Here is a 15,982-nt window from a genome sequence, read left to right on the forward strand (position 1 = left end):
CCTGGAGCGGTAGCCGAGAACGCCAACCTGTTGACCGGAAGCGCCAATCAGCATGACTGAACCGACCTCCCTCGCCAGCTGGACCCGCGCCCTGCGCAAGCAACTCGACGCCCTGGGCCTCGACAGCACCGCCCTGTGCCAACAGGCCGGGCTCGACCCGCAACTGATGGACGACCCGAACGCCCGTTATCCGTTGTCCGGCACCACGCGCCTGTGGGAAATCGCGGTGCAGGTCAGCGGCGATCCGGCGATTGGCCTGCGCGTCTCGCGCTTCGTCAGCCCAACCACCTTCCACGCGCTCGGTTATGCACTGGTGGCCAGCGGCAGCCTGCGGGAAGTCTTCGAGCGTATCGTGCGCTATCACCAGGTGGTCAGCGACGCCCTGGAACTGGAACTGACCCGCGCCGATGACCGCTACTGTTTCCATCTGAAAATCCCGCCAGGCAATCCGGCCCCGGCCTTCGAAGCCATCGACGCCTTCGTGGCGATTTACGTGCGAACTTGCCGCAATCGCCTAGGCCGCGACTATGCACCGCTGGCGGTGTACTTGCGTCGCCCCGAGCCTGCGGACCCGCACCAATGGCACAAGGTCTTTCGCTCACCGGTGTATTTCGCCACCGGCGAGGATCGGCTGGAATTCGCGCTGACTGATTTCGACAGTCACCTGGACGATGCCAACCCGGAACTGGCTGAACACAACGAAACCGTGCTCAACCGCACCCTCGCGCAACTCAAACCGCTGACGTGGGAGCGCAAGGTCCGCGACGCCATTGAAGAGCAATTGCCGGAAGGCGAACCCAGCGCCGAACACATCGCCAAGGCCCTGCACCTGAGCCTGCGCAGCCTGCAACGGCACTTGGCGGATGAGGGTTGTCGCTTCGATACGCTGCTCAACGAAAGCCGCGAAAACCTGGCGTTGCTGCACCTGCGCGATCCGCAGTGCTCTTTGAGTGAGATCAGCTATTTGCTGGGGTTTGCCGATACCAGCAGCTTCAGCCGCGCGTTCAAGCGCTGGACGGGGATGACTCCGGGGCAGTTTCGGGATGGATTGCGCTGATCAGCGGCTCACAAGACTGCGCGCCATGCCTGATTTCCACTGCTCCACAAGCGCTTCGCCAACGTTGGCAAAATCGCTGTTGCCCTTGATGTGAGCAGCCATTTCGCTCATCGCCACGTCCATACCATGGGCGACTTGCTGCAACAGCTCTTTACAGCGCCCCTCGGTCAGATTGCAGGCCGACCGGCCAAAGCGCATCAGCATTTTGTACTTGGGCCATGCTTTTGATCCGCCTAGCAACAACGCCATGCTGTCGTTCTTGATATAGACCGAAGTGGTGACGATGTCATAGGCCGGAGCAAGGCTGATTTGCGCATCAGTAGCGCAATCCTCGTACAACACTCCGAAATTTTTCAGGTGAGCGTCACCATTCTTCAAGCCGGACGAGAGCGCAACAATCTTGAAAAAAGACTCCAGTGCACTGTTGAGCAACGGTGGGGAGACGAATGCTTTGATCTGCCGCGCGGCACCTTCGTATGAGCCATCGTATTTAGCTTTCGACGGCCAGGCATTCAGGACACAGAAATCTTCGAACCCCAGGTAACCACGGTCGTTCAGATCGAAACGTTCGACGACCAGGAATTTGCCGTGCTCACTGAGCTCAAACTTCGGCACTTCAAGGCCTGAATGCAATGCGGCCCGCATGCAAAAATACTCGTTGGCCGCAAGCTCAGGGTATTCCTCTGCACGGAATGATTTGACCAGGTGCGTCGCGCCTCGATGAGTCAGCCGGTCGATAGTCGTCGCACTGTCACGGATAAGCACCTTCGGCTGCACGCCAGAGACGCCTGAATATCGGCCATAGGTGTGCAATAAATCCTCGAACAAACCTTGCGCACCGTCGTGAACCAGCAGGTCCGCGAGGCGGGTTTCAGGTGGACGGTCATTTGAGTCTTGCGCGTTTGCGATTCCCACTCGACCGAGCTGGTACGGGCCAACGATCGCAAGCATCGTAAAATCATCGAAGCCCCTGACTGCCTTGCTGAATCGGCGCACCAACTCATCAAGCAGAGCGCCCTCCGGCAAATTCATTTCGAAAATCGGCGGAACACCATTTTCCCACGTGTAACTTTCGAGCCGCGCCGGCATGGTCAACGAAACCGAGTTTTCCTCCTGCGTGCTTTCGACATAGGTGAACACTGAATCACTGCGCGATTGACCACGACCGAGTGTGCCGGCCAAGGCGCCGGAGACACTGATGAACAGCCGGTCCTGCTCCTGCGCCTCATCCATGGAAGTTTGCCTTTTTCAGAGAGTCCAACGTTGGACGCTTCGTCTGACGAGGCACGGCAATGAGCTCGTACCCGAAACCGTTGAGAATCGCCTCAACCTTGCGCAGACCTATTTCGGAGATGGTGTTGTTCTCGATTCCCGAAATCGTTGAGCGGCTCATTCCGTACTGTTTTCCCAATGCCTGCTGGGAAAGCTTTTGCTCTTTACGTAGCGAGCGGATCAGTTCACCAAGGTTTTCCATTTATCAACCTGCATCATATACCGTGCAAAACTCCACGAACCGTGGATATGCATTGTATTTAGTGCAGTTTTGGGGCGATGTCCAGCTGGTTTTTAACCGTTCTCTGCACAGTCGCTAAACGACAACCAATGCCCGCAACCGTTGCGCATCGAGGATTTCGATCTCGCCATAACCGAGACGCAATATCCCCTGCCCCTGCAAATCCTTGAGGATCTGGTTGGTGGTCTGGCGCGACAGCGACAACATGGCGGCAAGCTGCTCTTGCGGCAGTTGCAGAACGCGCCGCGGTTCGTCGAGCTGGCCGTAGCCTTCGGCGATCATCAGCAAGCGATGGGCCAGACGGGCCGGGGCTGGCAACAGGCTCAGCTGTTCGAGATTGATGAAGGTCATGCGCAGTTTCTGGCTCATCAGCAATGCCAGTTGCCGCCAATGCCCGGGCTGTTCGTCGAGCATCTTGAGCAGCACGGTTTGCGGGATGTGCAGCAGTGTGCTCTGCCCCACGCCGAACGCATCATGGGTACGTGGCTGACCGTCGAACAGGCAGATCTCGCCGAACCAGTGCGGCGGTTCCACCAGGCCCAGCAATGCCTCCTTGCCCTGTTCGTTCACGGCGCCGACGCGTACCGCGCCTTCAAGCACCGCGTACAGTCCACACGGCGGATCGCCACGCTGGAACAAAAGCTGACCCGCTGACAGCTGCCGCACCCGCGCAGCATTGAGCAGACTATCCTGTAGGGACACAGGCAGATGGCTGAACCACTGACCACGCATCAGGCGCGCACGCCAGACCTGCTTATCCATGAAAACTCCTAGAGATTGTCGCCTGGCTGACAGAGCGTGAAACGGCCGCAAGGCATGATCAGTCACCCTACAGGAGGAATAACAATGAAAAAAAGCCTCGTTGACCATCTCAGTCAATACGCCGCCTACCACCGCGATCCGCGCAACATCGCCAGCCACTTCGTCGGCATTCCATTGATCGTCGTGGCGGTGGCGGTATTGCTGTCCCGTCCGCAATGGGCCGGGGGCTGGCTTTCGCCAGCAGTGCTGGTGTCTTTGGCGTCGGCGTGGTTCTACCTGCGCCTGGAGTTGCGCCTCGGCCTGTTGATGACGGTGTTGCTGGGGCTGTGCGTTTGGGCAGGTCAGGCACTGGCGCAGCAAAGCACGCTGGTGTGGCTGGCGAGCGGCGTTGGGATGTTTGTGATCGGCTGGGCGATTCAGTTTGTCGGGCATCACTACGAAGGGCGCAAGCCGGCGTTTGTCGATGATGTGACGGGGTTGATTGTCGGGCCGTTGTTTGTGGTGGCTGAGTTGGCGTTTTTGCTGGGGTTGCGGCATAAGCTCAAAGAGCAGATCGAGGCGCGAGCTGGTGGGGTGCGGGTCAATCCGAATCGCGCTGCTGCATAACACGTCATCGCGAGCAGGCTCACTCCCACAGGGGTTTTCGGTCGGTCACATAACATGTGTACAACACCGATCCCCTGTAGGAGCGGGCTTGCCCGCGAAGCTTTTGCTTTAGATGTTGGCGACTTTCTGCCAGACCTTCGGCTTGAAGAACAGCGTCTCGCCCTTCGCCAGGCCGATCAGGCTGTCGTGATCCTTCACCACTTCGGCCTCGATCAGATCGCTCTGCCCTTCGACCTTCAGCGTCACGCGAGTGGTCGCGCCCAGCGGACGGATATCCCGCACTTCGGCCGCATGGTGATCTTCCAGTTCATGCCGCGACAACGACACTTCGTGCGGACGGAACAGCACGTGATTGTCTTCGCCCAGATGCAGGCGGTTCGAATCGCCGAGGAAGTGATAGACGAAATCGCTGGCCGGATTTTCGTAGACGTCGCCCGGTGAACCGATCTGCTCGATCACGCCCTTGTTCATCACCACGATGCGATCGGCCACTTCCATCGCCTCTTCCTGGTCGTGGGTCACGAACACCGAAGTCAGGTTGATGTCTTCGTGCAGGCGCGCCAGCCAGCGACGCAGCTCTTTACGGACCTTGGCGTCGAGGGCGCCGAAGGGTTCGTCGAGCAGCAGCACTTTCGGCTCCACCGCCAGGGCGCGGGCCAGGGCGATACGCTGACGCTGGCCACCGGAGAGTTGTTCCGGGTAGCGATCCGACAACCAGTCCAGCTGCACCATGTTCAGCAGTTCGTGCACCTTGGTTGCGATCTGGCTTTCGCTCGGGCGCTGGTTTTTCGGCTTCATCCGCAGGCCGAACGCGACGTTGTCGAACACCGTCATGTGGCGGAACAAGGCGTAGTGCTGGAACACGAAACCGACATTGCGGTCACGCACATCGTGGCCGGAGACGTCTTCGCCGTGGAACACGATGTTGCCCTGGTCCGGGGTTTCCAGGCCGGCGATGATCCGCAGCAACGTGGTCTTGCCGCAACCGGACGGGCCAAGCAACGCCACCAGCTCACCGCTCTGAATGTCCAGGCTGATGTCATTGAGCGCCTTGAACGCATTGAAATTCTTGCTGACATTACGCACTTCGATCGACATGAAATCATTCCTCCGCGGCGCTGGCGCGCAGGCGGTTAATACGGTTTTCGCTCCACTGCTTGAGCAGCAGGATGAAGAGCGCCAGGATCAGCAACAGGCTCGCCACGGCAAACGCGGCCACGTGGTTGTATTCGTTGTAGAGGATCTCGACGTGCAGCGGCAAGGTGTTGGTCACCCCGCGAATGTGCCCGGAAACCACCGACACCGCACCGAATTCACCCATGGCCCGCGCGGTACACAACACCACGCCGTAGATCAGGCCCCATTTGATGTTGGGCACGGTGACGTGCCAGAACATCTGCCAGCCATTGGCCCCGAGCAAACGCGCGGCCTCCTCCTCCTGAGTGCCCTGCTCCTGCATCAGCGGAATCAGCTCACGGGCCACGAACGGCACGGTGACGAAAATCGTCGCCAGCACGATGCCCGGCAAGGCGAAGACGATCTGGATGTCGTGATCCTGCAGCCACGGGCCGAACAGCCCCTGGGCGCCGAACATCAGCACATAGACCAGACCGGCGATTACCGGCGATACCGAGAACGGCAGGTCGATCAGGGTCACCAGCATGCTTTTGCCGCGGAACGAGTACTTGCTCACGCACCACGCGGCACTGACACCGAACACCAGGTTCAACGGCACCGAAATCAGTACGGCAATCACCGTGAGTTTCAGCGCCGACAGTGCGTCGGGCTCGAAGATCGCGGTGAAGAACGCACCCAGGCCATTTTTCAAACCCTGGGACACCACGATGAACAGCGGCAGTAACAGGAACAGCGCAAAAATCAGCCAGCCAAGGCCGATCAGGATTCGCCGCGAGGTTGCACTGCCACGGCGGGCAGCGTTGGCCGAAGAGGCGGCAGCAATAGACGATTGGGACATTGTTCGCGCCTCCTTATGGGGTTTCGATGCGCCGCTGCAGCAAGTTGATCAGCAGCAACAGAATGAAGGAAACCACCAGCATCAGTACACCAATGGAGGTAGCGCCGGTGTAATCGTATTGGTCGAGCTTGACCATGATCAGCAGCGGCAGGATCTCGGTTTTCATCGGCATGTTGCCGGCGATGAAAATCACCGAACCGTACTCGCCGACCCCGCGGGCAAAGGCCAGGGCGAAACCGGTAAGCCAGGCCGGAAGCAGTGCGGGCAACAGGATATGCCGGGCAACCTGCCAGGGCTTGGCACCCAGGCACGCCGCCGCTTCTTCCACTTCACGGGGTATATCGGCCAATACCGGCTGTACCGTACGTACTACGAATGGAAGTGTCACAAAAGTGAGGGCAAGAGTGATGCCCAGGGGGGTGTAGGCGATCTTGAAACCCAGATCCGCTGCAAACTGCCCTACCAACCCGGTGGGGGTATACAGCGCGGTCAGCGCAATACCGGCCACGGCGGTGGGCAATGCGAAGGGCAAGTCGATCATCGCATCGATGACCTTGCGCCCAGGGAAGGTATAGCGCACCAGCACCCAGGCCAGCAGCGTGCCGATGATGCCGTTGATGATCGCGGCGTACAGGGCGGTGCCGAAGCTCAGCTTCAACGCCGCCAGCACCCGTGGCGCCGAGATGATTGCCCAGAACTGATCCCAGGTGAGTTGAGCGGCATGCACGAACATCGCCGCCAGTGGTATGAGCACAATCAGGCTGAGGTACACCAAGGTGTAGCCCAGCGTCAGCCCGAAGCCGGGTATGACGGGGGAGATACGACGCGACATAAAAGTCCCTGGTTGAGAATGCACAAAGCCTCGAATCGCGATCCGAGGCTCCTTGATGGCTATTTAAGATTACTGCGCCTGGTAAATCTGGTCGAATACGCCGCCGTCGTTGAAGAATTTCGGCTGCGCGGTTTTCCAGCCGCCGAAGTCTTTGTCGATGGTGACCAGGTCCAGTTTCGGGAACTGCTGGGCGTATTTGGCGGCCACATCCTTGTCACGTGGACGATAGAAGTTTTTCGCGGCAATTTCCTGGCCGGCAGGGCTGTACAGGTGCTTGAGGTAGGCTTCGGCGATCTGCTCGTTGCCCTTTTTCTCGGCGTTCTTGTCGACCACGGCCACTGGAGGCTCGGCAAGGATCGACAGCGAAGGCACGACGATCTCGAACTTGTCGGCGCCGCCATCTTCTTTCAGTGCCAGGAACGCTTCGTTTTCCCAGGCCAGCAACACGTCACCCTGACCGTTGTTGACGAAGGTAATGGTCGAGCCACGAGCACCGGTGTCCAGCACAGGCACGTGCTTGAACAGGGTTTGCACGTATTCCTTGGCCTTGGCTTCGTCACCGCCGTTGGATTTCAGGCCATAGGCCCAGGCCGCGAGGAAGTTCCAGCGCGCACCGCCGGAGGTTTTCGGGTTCGGGGTGATCACCGATACGTCGTTCTTGACCAGGTCGCCCCAGTCCTTGATCCCTTTAGGGTTGCCCTTGCGCACCAGGAACACGATGGTCGAAGTGTATGGCGTGCTGGCTTCCGGCAGACGCTTCTGCCAGTCGGCCGGCAGGGTCTTGCCGAGCTTGGCGATTTCGTCGATGTCGCCGGCCAGGGCCAAGGTCACCACATCGGCGCGCAGGCCGTCGATCACCGCCCGGCCCTGTTTACCCGAGCCACCGTGGGACTGCTGGATTTTCACGCTGTCGCTTGGATTACTTTTCTTCCAGAAATTTACGAATTCAGCGTTGTAATCCTGGTACAGCTCACGGGTCGGATCGTACGACACGTTGAGCAGTTCGTAATCCTTGGCAACGGCGGAACCGGCAAACAGGGCGCTGGCCAGGGCGGCCAAAGCGAAATGGCGAATCGACGACATGGTGAAAGCTCCTGGAATTCTTAAATGTGTTGGCTTTTCTTATGATCTGGAATCGGGTTGCCTGCTCAAAGATCGCAGCCTTCGGCAGCTCCTACAGGGAATTGCGTGCCTCTGTAGGAGCTGCCGCAGGCTGCGATCTTTTGATCTTTCGCTTCAGCCCGGTTTATTGCCCGGCTGCTGCAAGCGGAATTTTTCCTTGCGCTCGATCTGGACCACCTGGGCGTTGTGCACGGTGATTTCCACCGCACCAAACCGCAGGTCGCGCAAGGCGCTCTGGATTTCGCGCAGGATGGTTGCTTCGTCCTGGCCGTCAACGCTACGTAGAGATGCGCTCATGGTGCTGCTCCTTCGACTGAGAGATTGCCTGGCAGTGGCGGCACTGCTTGCGGCGTGAGACCAATAGTAGAGAGGCGCGGATATTCTTAAAAAGACTATTTAAGAATGTTTATATAACCAGAAGAGATTATTCGGTGGGACAAGGGTTTGCGGTTGTTCAAGCGATTACCGGAGCACGTGACCAATCCAATTGCCCAGCCGGCACCGGCCGCCCAAACCAGTAACCCTGCCCCAGGTGACTACCGTGTTCGAGCAGGAACGCCGCCTGCTCGACCTGCTCGATGCCTTCGGCTTGCACCTGCATGCCCATGCTCTGCGCCAGGGCGATGATTACCCGCACGATGGCCGCGTCGTCATCGTCCAACGGCAACCCGGCGACAAAGCCCTGGTCGATCTTGAGTTTCTGTACCGGGAGGCGCTTGAGCCGCAACAGCGACGAATAACCGGTGCCGAAATCATCAATGGCCAACTGCACACCCAACTCCCGTAGCCGGTGCATTTGCTCGAGCGCGACCTCTGGATCTTCCATCACCGCGCTCTCGGTGACTTCCAGCTCCAGGCAGATTGGGTCCAGGCCGGTTTCGCGCAGCACCTGCGCAACCTGTTGGTAGAGCTCACGGCCGGCGAACAAACGCGATGACACATTCACCGCGACAAACGACAACGCCACGCCCGCCTGCTGCCATTGGCACATCTGCTCACAGGCCTGGCGCATCACCCAGGCGTCGATCTGGGCGATCAGCCCGGTTCGCTCGGCAACCGGAATGAATTGCGCAGGTGACACCATGCCGCGCTGCGGATGCTCCCAGCGCACCAGCGCCTCGACGCCGACCAGGCGACGGGTCTTGAGATCGTGAACCGGCTGGTAAAACACCCGTAGCTCGTCCTGCTCAAGCGCCCTGCGCAGCTCAGAGGCGGTCTCGACCCGCTGCTGGGCATGGGCGGTCAATTCTTCGGTGTACAGGGCATAGCCATTGCGCCCGGCGCTCTTGGCCTTGAACAGTGCCGAATCGGCGTTACGCAACAACTGCTCGGCACTCAATGCATCACTGGGGAACTGGCTGATACCGATACTGGCGTTGATGAACAGCCGATGCCCCTGAATGTCGAAAGGCTCCTTGAGGCCCTCGATGATCCGCTGGGCCAGCGCCGCGGCCTGCATCAGTTGCGGACAGCTTTCGGCCAGCACGGCGAACTCATCGCCCCCCAGGCGCGCCAGGGTGACCCCAGGGTCGAACATGGCACGCAAGCGCTCGGCCACCGCCTTGAGCAATTGGTCACCCATCGAGTGCCCGAGGCTGTCGTTGATCATCACGAAGTGATCCAGATCGATCATCAGCAAGGCACAGCCACGCTTGTGGATCTGCGCCGATGCCAGGGCTTGCGTGGCGCGGTCGGTGAACAGTAGTCGATTGGGCAGGCCGGTGAGCGGATCGTGATGAGCCAGGTGCCTCAATTCATGTTCAGAGTCCTTGATCGCGCTGATGTCGGAAAACACCGCCACGAATTGACTGCAACGCCCCTGGTCGTCGTGGATGATGCGGATGGTTTGCCATTGCGGGTAGATTTCGCCGCTTTTGCGCCGGTTCCAGATTTCCCCGCTCCACTCGCCGACGCTGTTGAGCGTGGCGAACATCGCCTGGTAGAACGCGGGTGGATGATGCCCCGACTTGAACAGGCTGGGCTGACGTCCCAGCACTTCTTCACGCTGATAGCCGGTGATCTCCATGAAGGCGCGGTTCACATGCACGATCCGCCCTTGGTGATCGGTGACCAACACCCCTTCACGGGTGCAATCGAACACGGCGGCGGCCTGGCGCAGACGCTCGCGGTCTTCGCTTCGTGCACGCCATTTCGCGCCGACGCCCAGGCAACGCAACAGTCGACTCCGTACAATGAAGATCACGCCCGCGCTCAGCACCACCCAGGCATAACCGTTGATCAGTTGCCAGCGTAAGCGCTCGGCCGAGTTATCGAATAAACTGCTCAATAAATAGCCACTGAGCAGCATCCAGGCCACGGAAATCAGCAGGTAAAGCAGCGCTGCACGCATGGCATCGCGATAGCTGGCAGACATAAGGCTGTCCATGTCCCTACGAAAAAGTCGGGATTATAGTTTAAAGACACATCCTGCCACTCATATCTGAAAGGGCGACTGGTTTTATCTGTCCGCTTAGTGATAATGCATCGGCTGTTTTTTTCTTTTTCGAGGGCCCTATAGCCTATGTGGTACGAAGGTTTTCTCGGCTTGTCGCCCTGGTCACTGGTGGCAGTCACCCTGCTGATGACCCACGTCACGATTATCGGCGTCACGGTCTATCTGCACCGTTACTCAGCCCATCGCTCGCTTGAGTTGAATGCCGGCCTGAAACATTTCTTCCGCTTCTGGCTGTGGTTGACCACGGCGCAGAACACCCGCGAGTGGACCGCCATCCACCGCAAGCATCACGCCAAATGCGAAACCGTCGATGACCCGCACAGCCCGGTGGTCAAGGGCTTGTCCACCGTTCTGCGCAAAGGCGCCGAGCTGTACCGAGCCGAAGCGGAAAACCCCGAGACGCTGCGCATCTACGGCAAGAACTGCCCGGATGACTGGATCGAACGCAACGTCTACACCCGTTTTCCACTGCTGGGTGTAGCGATCATGGCCGTTATCGACCTGCTGCTGTTCGGCACTATCGGCATCACCATCTGGGCCATCCAGATGATGTGGATCCCGGTGTGGGCCGCCGGTGTGGTCAATGGTCTGGGCCATGCCGTCGGCTACCGCAACTTCGAGTGCCGCGATGCGGCGACCAACCTGGTGCCCTGGGGCATCCTGATCGGTGGTGAAGAGCTGCATAACAACCATCACACCTACCCTAACTCTGCAAAACTGTCGGTGAAGAAGTGGGAATTCGATCTGGGCTGGGCCTGGATTCAAATGTTCAGCTTCCTGCGCCTGGCCAAGGTCCAGCGGGTCGCGCCGATTGCCCATCGTGTCGAAGGCAAGGGCAACCTGGACATGGACACCGCCATGGCGATCCTCAACAACCGCTTCCAGATCATGGCCCAGTACCGCAAGCTGGTGATCGGGCCGCTGGTCAAGCAAGAGCTGGAAAAGGTCGATCACTCGGTCCGCCACCAGTTCCACCGCGCCAAGCGTTTGCTCTCGCGGGAAACCAGCCTGCTGGACGACAAGCACCACGTACGCATCCAGAACATGCTCGAGCACAGCCAGGCACTGAAGGTAATCTACGAGAAACGCCTGGCCTTGCAGCAGATCTGGGTCAAGACCAGCTCAAATGGCCACGACATGCTGGCCGCCATCAAGGATTGGGTACACGAAGCCGAAGCCAGCGGTATTCAATCGCTGCGCGACTTCGCCGACCAGCTGAAAACCTATTCCCTGCGCCCAAGCGCTACCTGAAGCCGTTGATCGGTGCGCCCAATGCCCGGGCGCACCCTTCGGAACTTCGCTCTAAATCCCTTATCTCAATGACACTTCGCCATCCAGGCGGGCTTCGCTGTGGCCGCTTCGAACCCTGAGCGGTGCACGCCCTTGAGATTTGGTGCCGATGGTCAACAACCAGCAAGACTCATCCCTCACGCAGTGGCCCGAGGCCGCGCAAACCCTGATGGCGCTGATGCACGCCCAAGGCGAGGTGGCGCGCCTGAGCGAACGCGAACAGCTGCTCAACACCTTGCTGGTGAGCGTCAACGCGGTGCTGTGGGCATTCAATTGGGAAACCCGCCAGGTGCTGTATGTCAGCCCCGCCTATGAACGGATTTTCGGCCGCAGCGCCGACCTGCTGTTGGCCGACTACAACCAATGGCGCGACAGCATTTACCCCGACGATCTCGAGTACGCCGAGCGCAGCCTGGCGGACGTACTGGACAAAGGTGCCGTTGAAGACCGCGAGTACCGAATCATCACCGCCGATGGCCAGCTGCGCTGGATCAGCGACAAGTGCTTCATCAACCGGCAGGCCGAGCCTGGGCAGCCGGTGATCATTGTCGGCATCGCCGAAGACATCACCGACAAGAAACAGCTGGAGTCCGAACTGCATCGGCTGGCGACCACCGACGCCCTGACCCGCAGCAGCAACCGCCGGCATTTCTTCGAAGGCGCCGACCACGAATTCGAACAGGCACGACAACAGTGCACTCCGCTATCGTTTCTCATGCTGGACATCGATGACTTCAAGGTCATCAACGACACCTACGGCCACCAGGAAGGCGATAACGTGCTGCAGCACATTGCCGAAAGCGGCCGTGCTGCACTTCGCCGCGGCGATCTGTTCGGCCGCATTGGCGGCGAGGAGTTCGCCGCGGTATTCCCCGGCTGCACGCCGCAGATGGCGCTGCAAGTGGCTGAGCGCGTGCAACGGGAGATTCAGGCCTTGACCTTCAACCACGACGGCCAGACATTCGGCATCACCGTCAGTCAGGGGCTGACCAGCCTCACGGCCGAGGATAAAAGCGTGGAAAGCCTGTTTGCCCGCGCGGATGCGGCGATGTATGAAGCCAAGCGCCAAGGCAAGAACCGAATCATCACGGCCTGACCCGTCCAACACATAACTCCTGTAGGAGCTGGCTTGCCAGCGAAGGCGGTGTATCAGACTCACCGAGTCGTCTGGATTCGCTGGCAAGCCAGCTCCTACAGAGGTCTGCGCCAGCCTTATTTCTTGCGCATCCGCACCAACTCCGGCAAGCCGATCTTCAGCAGCCGCGCCGTTCGGCTATTGGCCAACGCCTCAAGGCCCTCATGCTCGGTCAGGCGTGCCAGTTGCGCCGCCATGTTCATCACCAGGGCCTCGCGGGAGTAAACCCCGCCACCGAGCTGGTAAACCGCCGCAATCAGCTGCCGCAGCTCCAGCGGCAGGCGCCAGCGGGTGCGCAGCGCCGAACCGTAGGCGGCACCGAACTCGGCCAACGCCTCGCCCACTTGCTCCTGCTCGTCCAGGTCGCCACCGGCCTGTTTCCACTCCTGCAAACAACGCAGCAACGCCAGGTCGCCCAGCCGATGCAGCATGCCGGCGCAGTAGCAACGTGCCTGATCCAGATCCAGCAAGCGCGCCAGCGTTCGCGCGTACTCAGCGGTGTGCAGCGACAAATCCCAGTAACGCTCGGCATAGTCCGCCAGCTGTGGATCGCTGAGCCGCGAATTGCGCTTGAGTGTCAGGCCCAGGATAAGGTTCATGCTCTGCCCGGTGCCCAAACGGTGCAGTGCCTGGGACAGCGTCTGCACGGCGGTGCCATGGTGCTGGGCAGCGCTGTTGGCGGCGGCGATCAGCACGGCGGTGACCTGTGGATCGGTGCGGATCTCATCTTCCAGCACCGTCAAATCCAGACCATTGGGATTGAGGCTTCGCTTGACCGCCACTTGCACGTCGGTCATCAGCGGCGCGCCTTCCGCCAGTTCGCGACGGCGCTCGAGGAACACGGACAACGTCATGCCCGGCGCCAGCGTCGGCACCTCGCACGATACCTCTTCCCCGGCGTTCAGCAGCAAAGCCTGCAGGCGCTGGGTCAGGCTTGCCATGTTCAGGGGTTTGGTCAGGTACGCGGCGGGGGCCAGCGGCAAGGCCTCTCGTACGCTCGCACTGTCATTGCGGCTGCTCATCAGAATGAAGGGCAACGGTGGATTGCGCTTGCGCTGGCGCACACTGCGCAACACATTCAGGCCATCGACGCCTGGCAACTCCCAGTCGGCGATGACCAGGTCGTAAGGGTTCGACGCCAGCAACGCCAACGCCTGCTGACCATCGGCACACAAATCCAGCCGCGCATCGCAGCGAACGTTCAACAACACTTCCTTGAGCAGATCGCGGGTCCATGGGTCGGCCTCGGCGATCAGCACTCTCGGAATCGCGGGTAAAATGACGACTGTCATACAGCTCTCCCTGGCAATGCGTGAACCTTAGCCAAAGCCGGCCATCGGTTACAGCGCTAATACGCGGTTTTGCCTTTTAGAGGGCATGAAAAAACCCGCCGAAGCGGGTTTTTTGTGAAGCAGGTCACACTCGGTGATCAGAGCTCGGAGAAGCACTCTTCGATGATCGCCAGACCTTTGTCCAGTTGCTCGTCCGGCGAAGTCAGCGGTACCAGGACGCGCAGAACGTTGCCGTAGGTGCCGCAGGACAGCAGGATCAGACCCTTGTCGCGAGCCTTGGCCACAACGGCTGCCACGGCGGTCGGGTTCGGCTTGTGGCTGTCGCCACCTTCGAACAGCTCGACAGCGATCATCGCGCCCAGGGCACGCACTTCGCCGATCACCGGGTACTTGGCCTGGATGGCTTTCAGGCCAGTCACCAGACGCTCGCCGACAGCCTTGCAGCGGTCCAGCAGGTGCTCTTCTTCGAACACTTCCATCACGGCCAGGGCCGCGGCGCAAGCGATCGGGCTACCGGCGTAGGTGCCGCCCAGGCCGCCTGGAGCGATGGCGTCCATGTATTCAGCCTTGCCGCACACACCGGCCAACGGGAAGCCGCCAGCGATGGATTTGGCGAAGGTGGTCAGGTCGGCAGCAACGCCCATCTGTTCCATGGCGAAGAAAGTACCGGTACGGCCTGCGCCGGTTTGTACTTCGTCAGCGATCAACAGGATGCCGTGCTGGTCGCACAGGGCACGCAGACGCTTCATGAATTCTTTTGGAGCGACGTAGAAACCACCTTCGCCCTGAACCGGCTCGATGATGATGGCAGCGATGTCACGCGGCTCGGCGTCGTTCTTGAAGATGCGCTCGATGCTGGCGATCGAATCGTCGATGCTCACGCCATGCAGTTCGTTCGGGTACAGCGCGCGGAACACGCCGCCTGGCATCAGGCCCATGCCGGCCGAGTAAGGCACGACTTTACCGGTCAGGCCCAGGGTCATCATGGTACGGCCGTGATAAGCGCCGGTGAACGCGATCACGCCGGCACGGCCAGTGGCGGCACGGGCGATCTTGATGGAGTTTTCCACGGCTTCGGAACCGGTGGTCACCAGCAGGGTTTTCTTGGCGAAATCACCTGGCACCTTGGCGTTGATTTTTTCGCACACTTCTACGTACGGCTCGTAGGCCAGTACCTGGAAGCAGGTGTGGGTCAGCTTGTTCAGCTGCTCGGTCACGGCGGCGATGACTTTCGGGTGCACGTGGCCGGTGTTCAGCACGGCGATACCGCCGGCGAAATCGATGAACTCGCGACCTTCAACGTCGGTCACAGTCGCGTTCTTCGCGGACTCGGCGAAGATCGGGTGAATCTGGCCAACACCACGTGGAACTGCATTGGTACGGCGGGCCATCAAATCAGCGTTAGTCTTGCTCATTACATTCCTCATTCGCCGCTCATCGGTCGGCGTGGTTCAAGGATTAAGCGGCGGGGAAGCAACCGCAGCAGCATGCGATGATCGACTGCTACAGCGTTCCCGGCCACAGAGAAAATTCCGGTTGAAGCACGCAAAGGGTCAGCGCTCTCGTGCCCTTTGCGTTTGAAGCAATCTCTTACCGGGCTTAGATGCCCAGGCAGAGGTATTTGATTTCCAGGTAATCTTCGATGCCGTACTTGGAACCTTCACGGCCCAGGCCCGAGGCCTTGATGCCGCCGAATGGCGCGACTTCGTTGGAGATCAGACCGGTGTTGACGCCGACCATGCCGTATTCCAAGGCTTCTGCCACGCGGAACACGCGACCCAGGTCACGAGCATAGAAGTACGAAGCCAGGCCGAACTCGGTGTCGTTGGACATCGCGATTACGTCGGCTTCGTCTTTGAAGCGGAACAGTGGAGCCAGTGGGCCGAAGGTTTCTTCCTTGGCCACGGCGGCGTTGTTCGGCACGTTGGTCAGGATGGTCGGCT

Annotated in this window: 16 protein-coding genes; 4 read left to right on the top strand and 12 right to left on the bottom strand. The window is 59.9% G+C overall.

Features of this window, described 5'->3' with window-relative positions; genetic code table 11:
- Positions 1-52: 52 nt before the first annotated feature.
- A complete protein-coding gene (locus tag PMI35_RS28305; protein WP_008055394.1) occupies positions 53-1,057 on the top strand; it encodes an AraC family transcriptional regulator in 1,005 nt (334 codons plus the stop codon).
- On the opposite strand, the gene PMI35_RS28300 is transcribed toward PMI35_RS28305, so the two are convergent.
- From PMI35_RS28300 to PMI35_RS28290, 3 genes are all read right to left on the bottom strand, one after another.
- Positions 1,058-2,290 carry a type II toxin-antitoxin system HipA family toxin gene (locus tag PMI35_RS28300; RefSeq protein ID WP_008055395.1) on the bottom strand — a complete coding sequence of 411 codons (1,233 nt, stop codon included), beginning with the start codon at positions 2,288-2,290 and terminating at the stop codon, positions 1,058-1,060.
- A complete protein-coding gene (locus PMI35_RS28295; protein WP_008055396.1) occupies positions 2,283-2,531 on the bottom strand; it encodes a helix-turn-helix domain-containing protein in 249 nt (82 codons plus the stop codon). The genes PMI35_RS28300 and PMI35_RS28295 overlap by 8 nt, the downstream gene beginning before the upstream one ends.
- Before the next feature lie 114 nt (positions 2,532-2,645).
- Positions 2,646-3,332, bottom strand: a complete 687-nt coding sequence (locus tag PMI35_RS28290) for a Crp/Fnr family transcriptional regulator (RefSeq protein WP_008055397.1) — start codon at positions 3,330-3,332, stop codon at positions 2,646-2,648.
- Between the two features lie 84 nt (positions 3,333-3,416).
- Between PMI35_RS28290 and PMI35_RS28285 the strand changes: the two genes are divergently transcribed.
- Positions 3,417-3,938, top strand: a complete 522-nt coding sequence (locus tag PMI35_RS28285; RefSeq protein ID WP_008055398.1) for an Mpo1 family 2-hydroxy fatty acid dioxygenase — start codon at positions 3,417-3,419, stop codon at positions 3,936-3,938.
- A gap of 108 nt (positions 3,939-4,046) precedes the next feature.
- Here PMI35_RS28285 and PMI35_RS28280 read toward each other — a convergent pair whose 3' ends face one another.
- The 6 genes from PMI35_RS28280 to dibA form a co-directional block, all read right to left on the bottom strand.
- The gene (locus PMI35_RS28280; RefSeq protein ID WP_008055399.1) at positions 4,047-5,036 is read right to left on the bottom strand and encodes a sulfate/molybdate ABC transporter ATP-binding protein; all 990 of its coding nucleotides are present in this window, start codon (positions 5,034-5,036) and stop codon (positions 4,047-4,049) included.
- 4 nt (positions 5,037-5,040) lie between these two features.
- Positions 5,041-5,913, bottom strand: coding sequence for a sulfate ABC transporter permease subunit CysW (gene cysW, locus PMI35_RS28275; protein ID WP_008055400.1), 873 nt, complete (start codon positions 5,911-5,913; stop codon positions 5,041-5,043).
- Positions 5,914-5,926: 13 nt separating this feature from the next.
- A complete protein-coding gene (gene cysT / locus PMI35_RS28270; RefSeq protein WP_008055402.1) occupies positions 5,927-6,745 on the bottom strand; it encodes a sulfate ABC transporter permease subunit CysT in 819 nt (272 codons plus the stop codon).
- Positions 6,746-6,814: 69 nt separating this feature from the next.
- Positions 6,815-7,828: a sulfate ABC transporter substrate-binding protein gene (locus PMI35_RS28265; protein WP_008055404.1), complete on the bottom strand. Its 1,014-nt coding sequence runs from the start codon at positions 7,826-7,828 to the stop codon at positions 6,815-6,817.
- 153 nt (positions 7,829-7,981) lie between these two features.
- Positions 7,982-8,164 carry a sulfur starvation response protein OscA gene (gene oscA / locus PMI35_RS28260; protein ID WP_007975618.1) on the bottom strand — a complete coding sequence of 61 codons (183 nt, stop codon included), beginning with the start codon at positions 8,162-8,164 and terminating at the stop codon, positions 7,982-7,984.
- A 157-nt stretch (positions 8,165-8,321) separates the two neighbouring features.
- Positions 8,322-10,241, bottom strand: a complete 1,920-nt coding sequence (dibA, locus tag PMI35_RS28255; RefSeq protein ID WP_008055406.1) for a phosphodiesterase DibA — start codon at positions 10,239-10,241, stop codon at positions 8,322-8,324.
- A gap of 147 nt (positions 10,242-10,388) precedes the next feature.
- Between dibA and desA the strand changes: the two genes are divergently transcribed.
- The gene (gene desA, locus PMI35_RS28250) at positions 10,389-11,573 is read left to right on the top strand and encodes a delta-9 fatty acid desaturase DesA (RefSeq protein ID WP_008055407.1); all 1,185 of its coding nucleotides are present in this window, start codon (positions 10,389-10,391) and stop codon (positions 11,571-11,573) included.
- Positions 11,574-11,721: 148 nt separating this feature from the next.
- Positions 11,722-12,708, top strand: coding sequence for a GGDEF domain-containing protein (locus tag PMI35_RS28245; RefSeq protein ID WP_008055409.1), 987 nt, complete (start codon positions 11,722-11,724; stop codon positions 12,706-12,708).
- Between the two features lie 116 nt (positions 12,709-12,824).
- Here PMI35_RS28245 and PMI35_RS28240 read toward each other — a convergent pair whose 3' ends face one another.
- The 3 genes from PMI35_RS28240 to PMI35_RS28230 all read right to left on the bottom strand — a co-directional run.
- Positions 12,825-14,039 (bottom strand): HDOD domain-containing protein, encoded by a 1,215-nt coding sequence (locus tag PMI35_RS28240; RefSeq protein ID WP_008055410.1) that lies wholly within the window; start codon positions 14,037-14,039, stop codon positions 12,825-12,827.
- Between the two features lie 137 nt (positions 14,040-14,176).
- Positions 14,177-15,454, bottom strand: coding sequence for a 4-aminobutyrate--2-oxoglutarate transaminase (gene gabT, locus PMI35_RS28235; RefSeq protein ID WP_008055411.1), 1,278 nt, complete (start codon positions 15,452-15,454; stop codon positions 14,177-14,179).
- 184 nt (positions 15,455-15,638) lie between these two features.
- The coding region (locus PMI35_RS28230; protein WP_008055412.1) for an aldehyde dehydrogenase family protein at positions 15,639-15,982 on the bottom strand (344 nt) is incomplete at its 5' end.

It is taken from the genome of Pseudomonas sp. GM78, assembly GCF_000282475.1.
Classification (GTDB): domain Bacteria; phylum Pseudomonadota; class Gammaproteobacteria; order Pseudomonadales; family Pseudomonadaceae; genus Aquipseudomonas.

Bases quoted from the DNA above. Each gene is read 5' to 3' on its own strand.
- PMI35_RS28305 (WP_008055394.1), top strand. From the start codon at position 53: ATGACTGAACCGACCTCCCTCGCCAGCTGGACCCGCGCCCTGCGCAAG.
- PMI35_RS28300 (WP_008055395.1), bottom strand. From the start codon at position 2,290: ATGGATGAGGCGCAGGAGCAGGACCGGCTGTTCATCAGTGTCTCCGGC.
- PMI35_RS28295 (WP_008055396.1), bottom strand. From the start codon at position 2,531: ATGGAAAACCTTGGTGAACTGATCCGCTCGCTACGTAAAGAGCAAAAG.
- PMI35_RS28290 (WP_008055397.1), bottom strand. From the start codon at position 3,332: ATGGATAAGCAGGTCTGGCGTGCGCGCCTGATGCGTGGTCAGTGGTTC.
- PMI35_RS28285 (WP_008055398.1), top strand. From the start codon at position 3,417: ATGAAAAAAAGCCTCGTTGACCATCTCAGTCAATACGCCGCCTACCAC.
- PMI35_RS28280 (WP_008055399.1), bottom strand. From the start codon at position 5,036: ATGTCGATCGAAGTGCGTAATGTCAGCAAGAATTTCAATGCGTTCAAG.
- cysW (WP_008055400.1), bottom strand. From the start codon at position 5,913: ATGTCCCAATCGTCTATTGCTGCCGCCTCTTCGGCCAACGCTGCCCGC.
- cysT (WP_008055402.1), bottom strand. From the start codon at position 6,745: ATGTCGCGTCGTATCTCCCCCGTCATACCCGGCTTCGGGCTGACGCTG.
- PMI35_RS28265 (WP_008055404.1), bottom strand. From the start codon at position 7,828: ATGTCGTCGATTCGCCATTTCGCTTTGGCCGCCCTGGCCAGCGCCCTG.
- oscA (WP_007975618.1), bottom strand. From the start codon at position 8,164: ATGAGCGCATCTCTACGTAGCGTTGACGGCCAGGACGAAGCAACCATC.
- dibA (WP_008055406.1), bottom strand. From the start codon at position 10,241: ATGTCTGCCAGCTATCGCGATGCCATGCGTGCAGCGCTGCTTTACCTG.
- desA (WP_008055407.1), top strand. From the start codon at position 10,389: ATGTGGTACGAAGGTTTTCTCGGCTTGTCGCCCTGGTCACTGGTGGCA.
- PMI35_RS28245 (WP_008055409.1), top strand. From the start codon at position 11,722: ATGGTCAACAACCAGCAAGACTCATCCCTCACGCAGTGGCCCGAGGCC.
- PMI35_RS28240 (WP_008055410.1), bottom strand. From the start codon at position 14,039: ATGACAGTCGTCATTTTACCCGCGATTCCGAGAGTGCTGATCGCCGAG.
- gabT (WP_008055411.1), bottom strand. From the start codon at position 15,454: ATGAGCAAGACTAACGCTGATTTGATGGCCCGCCGTACCAATGCAGTT.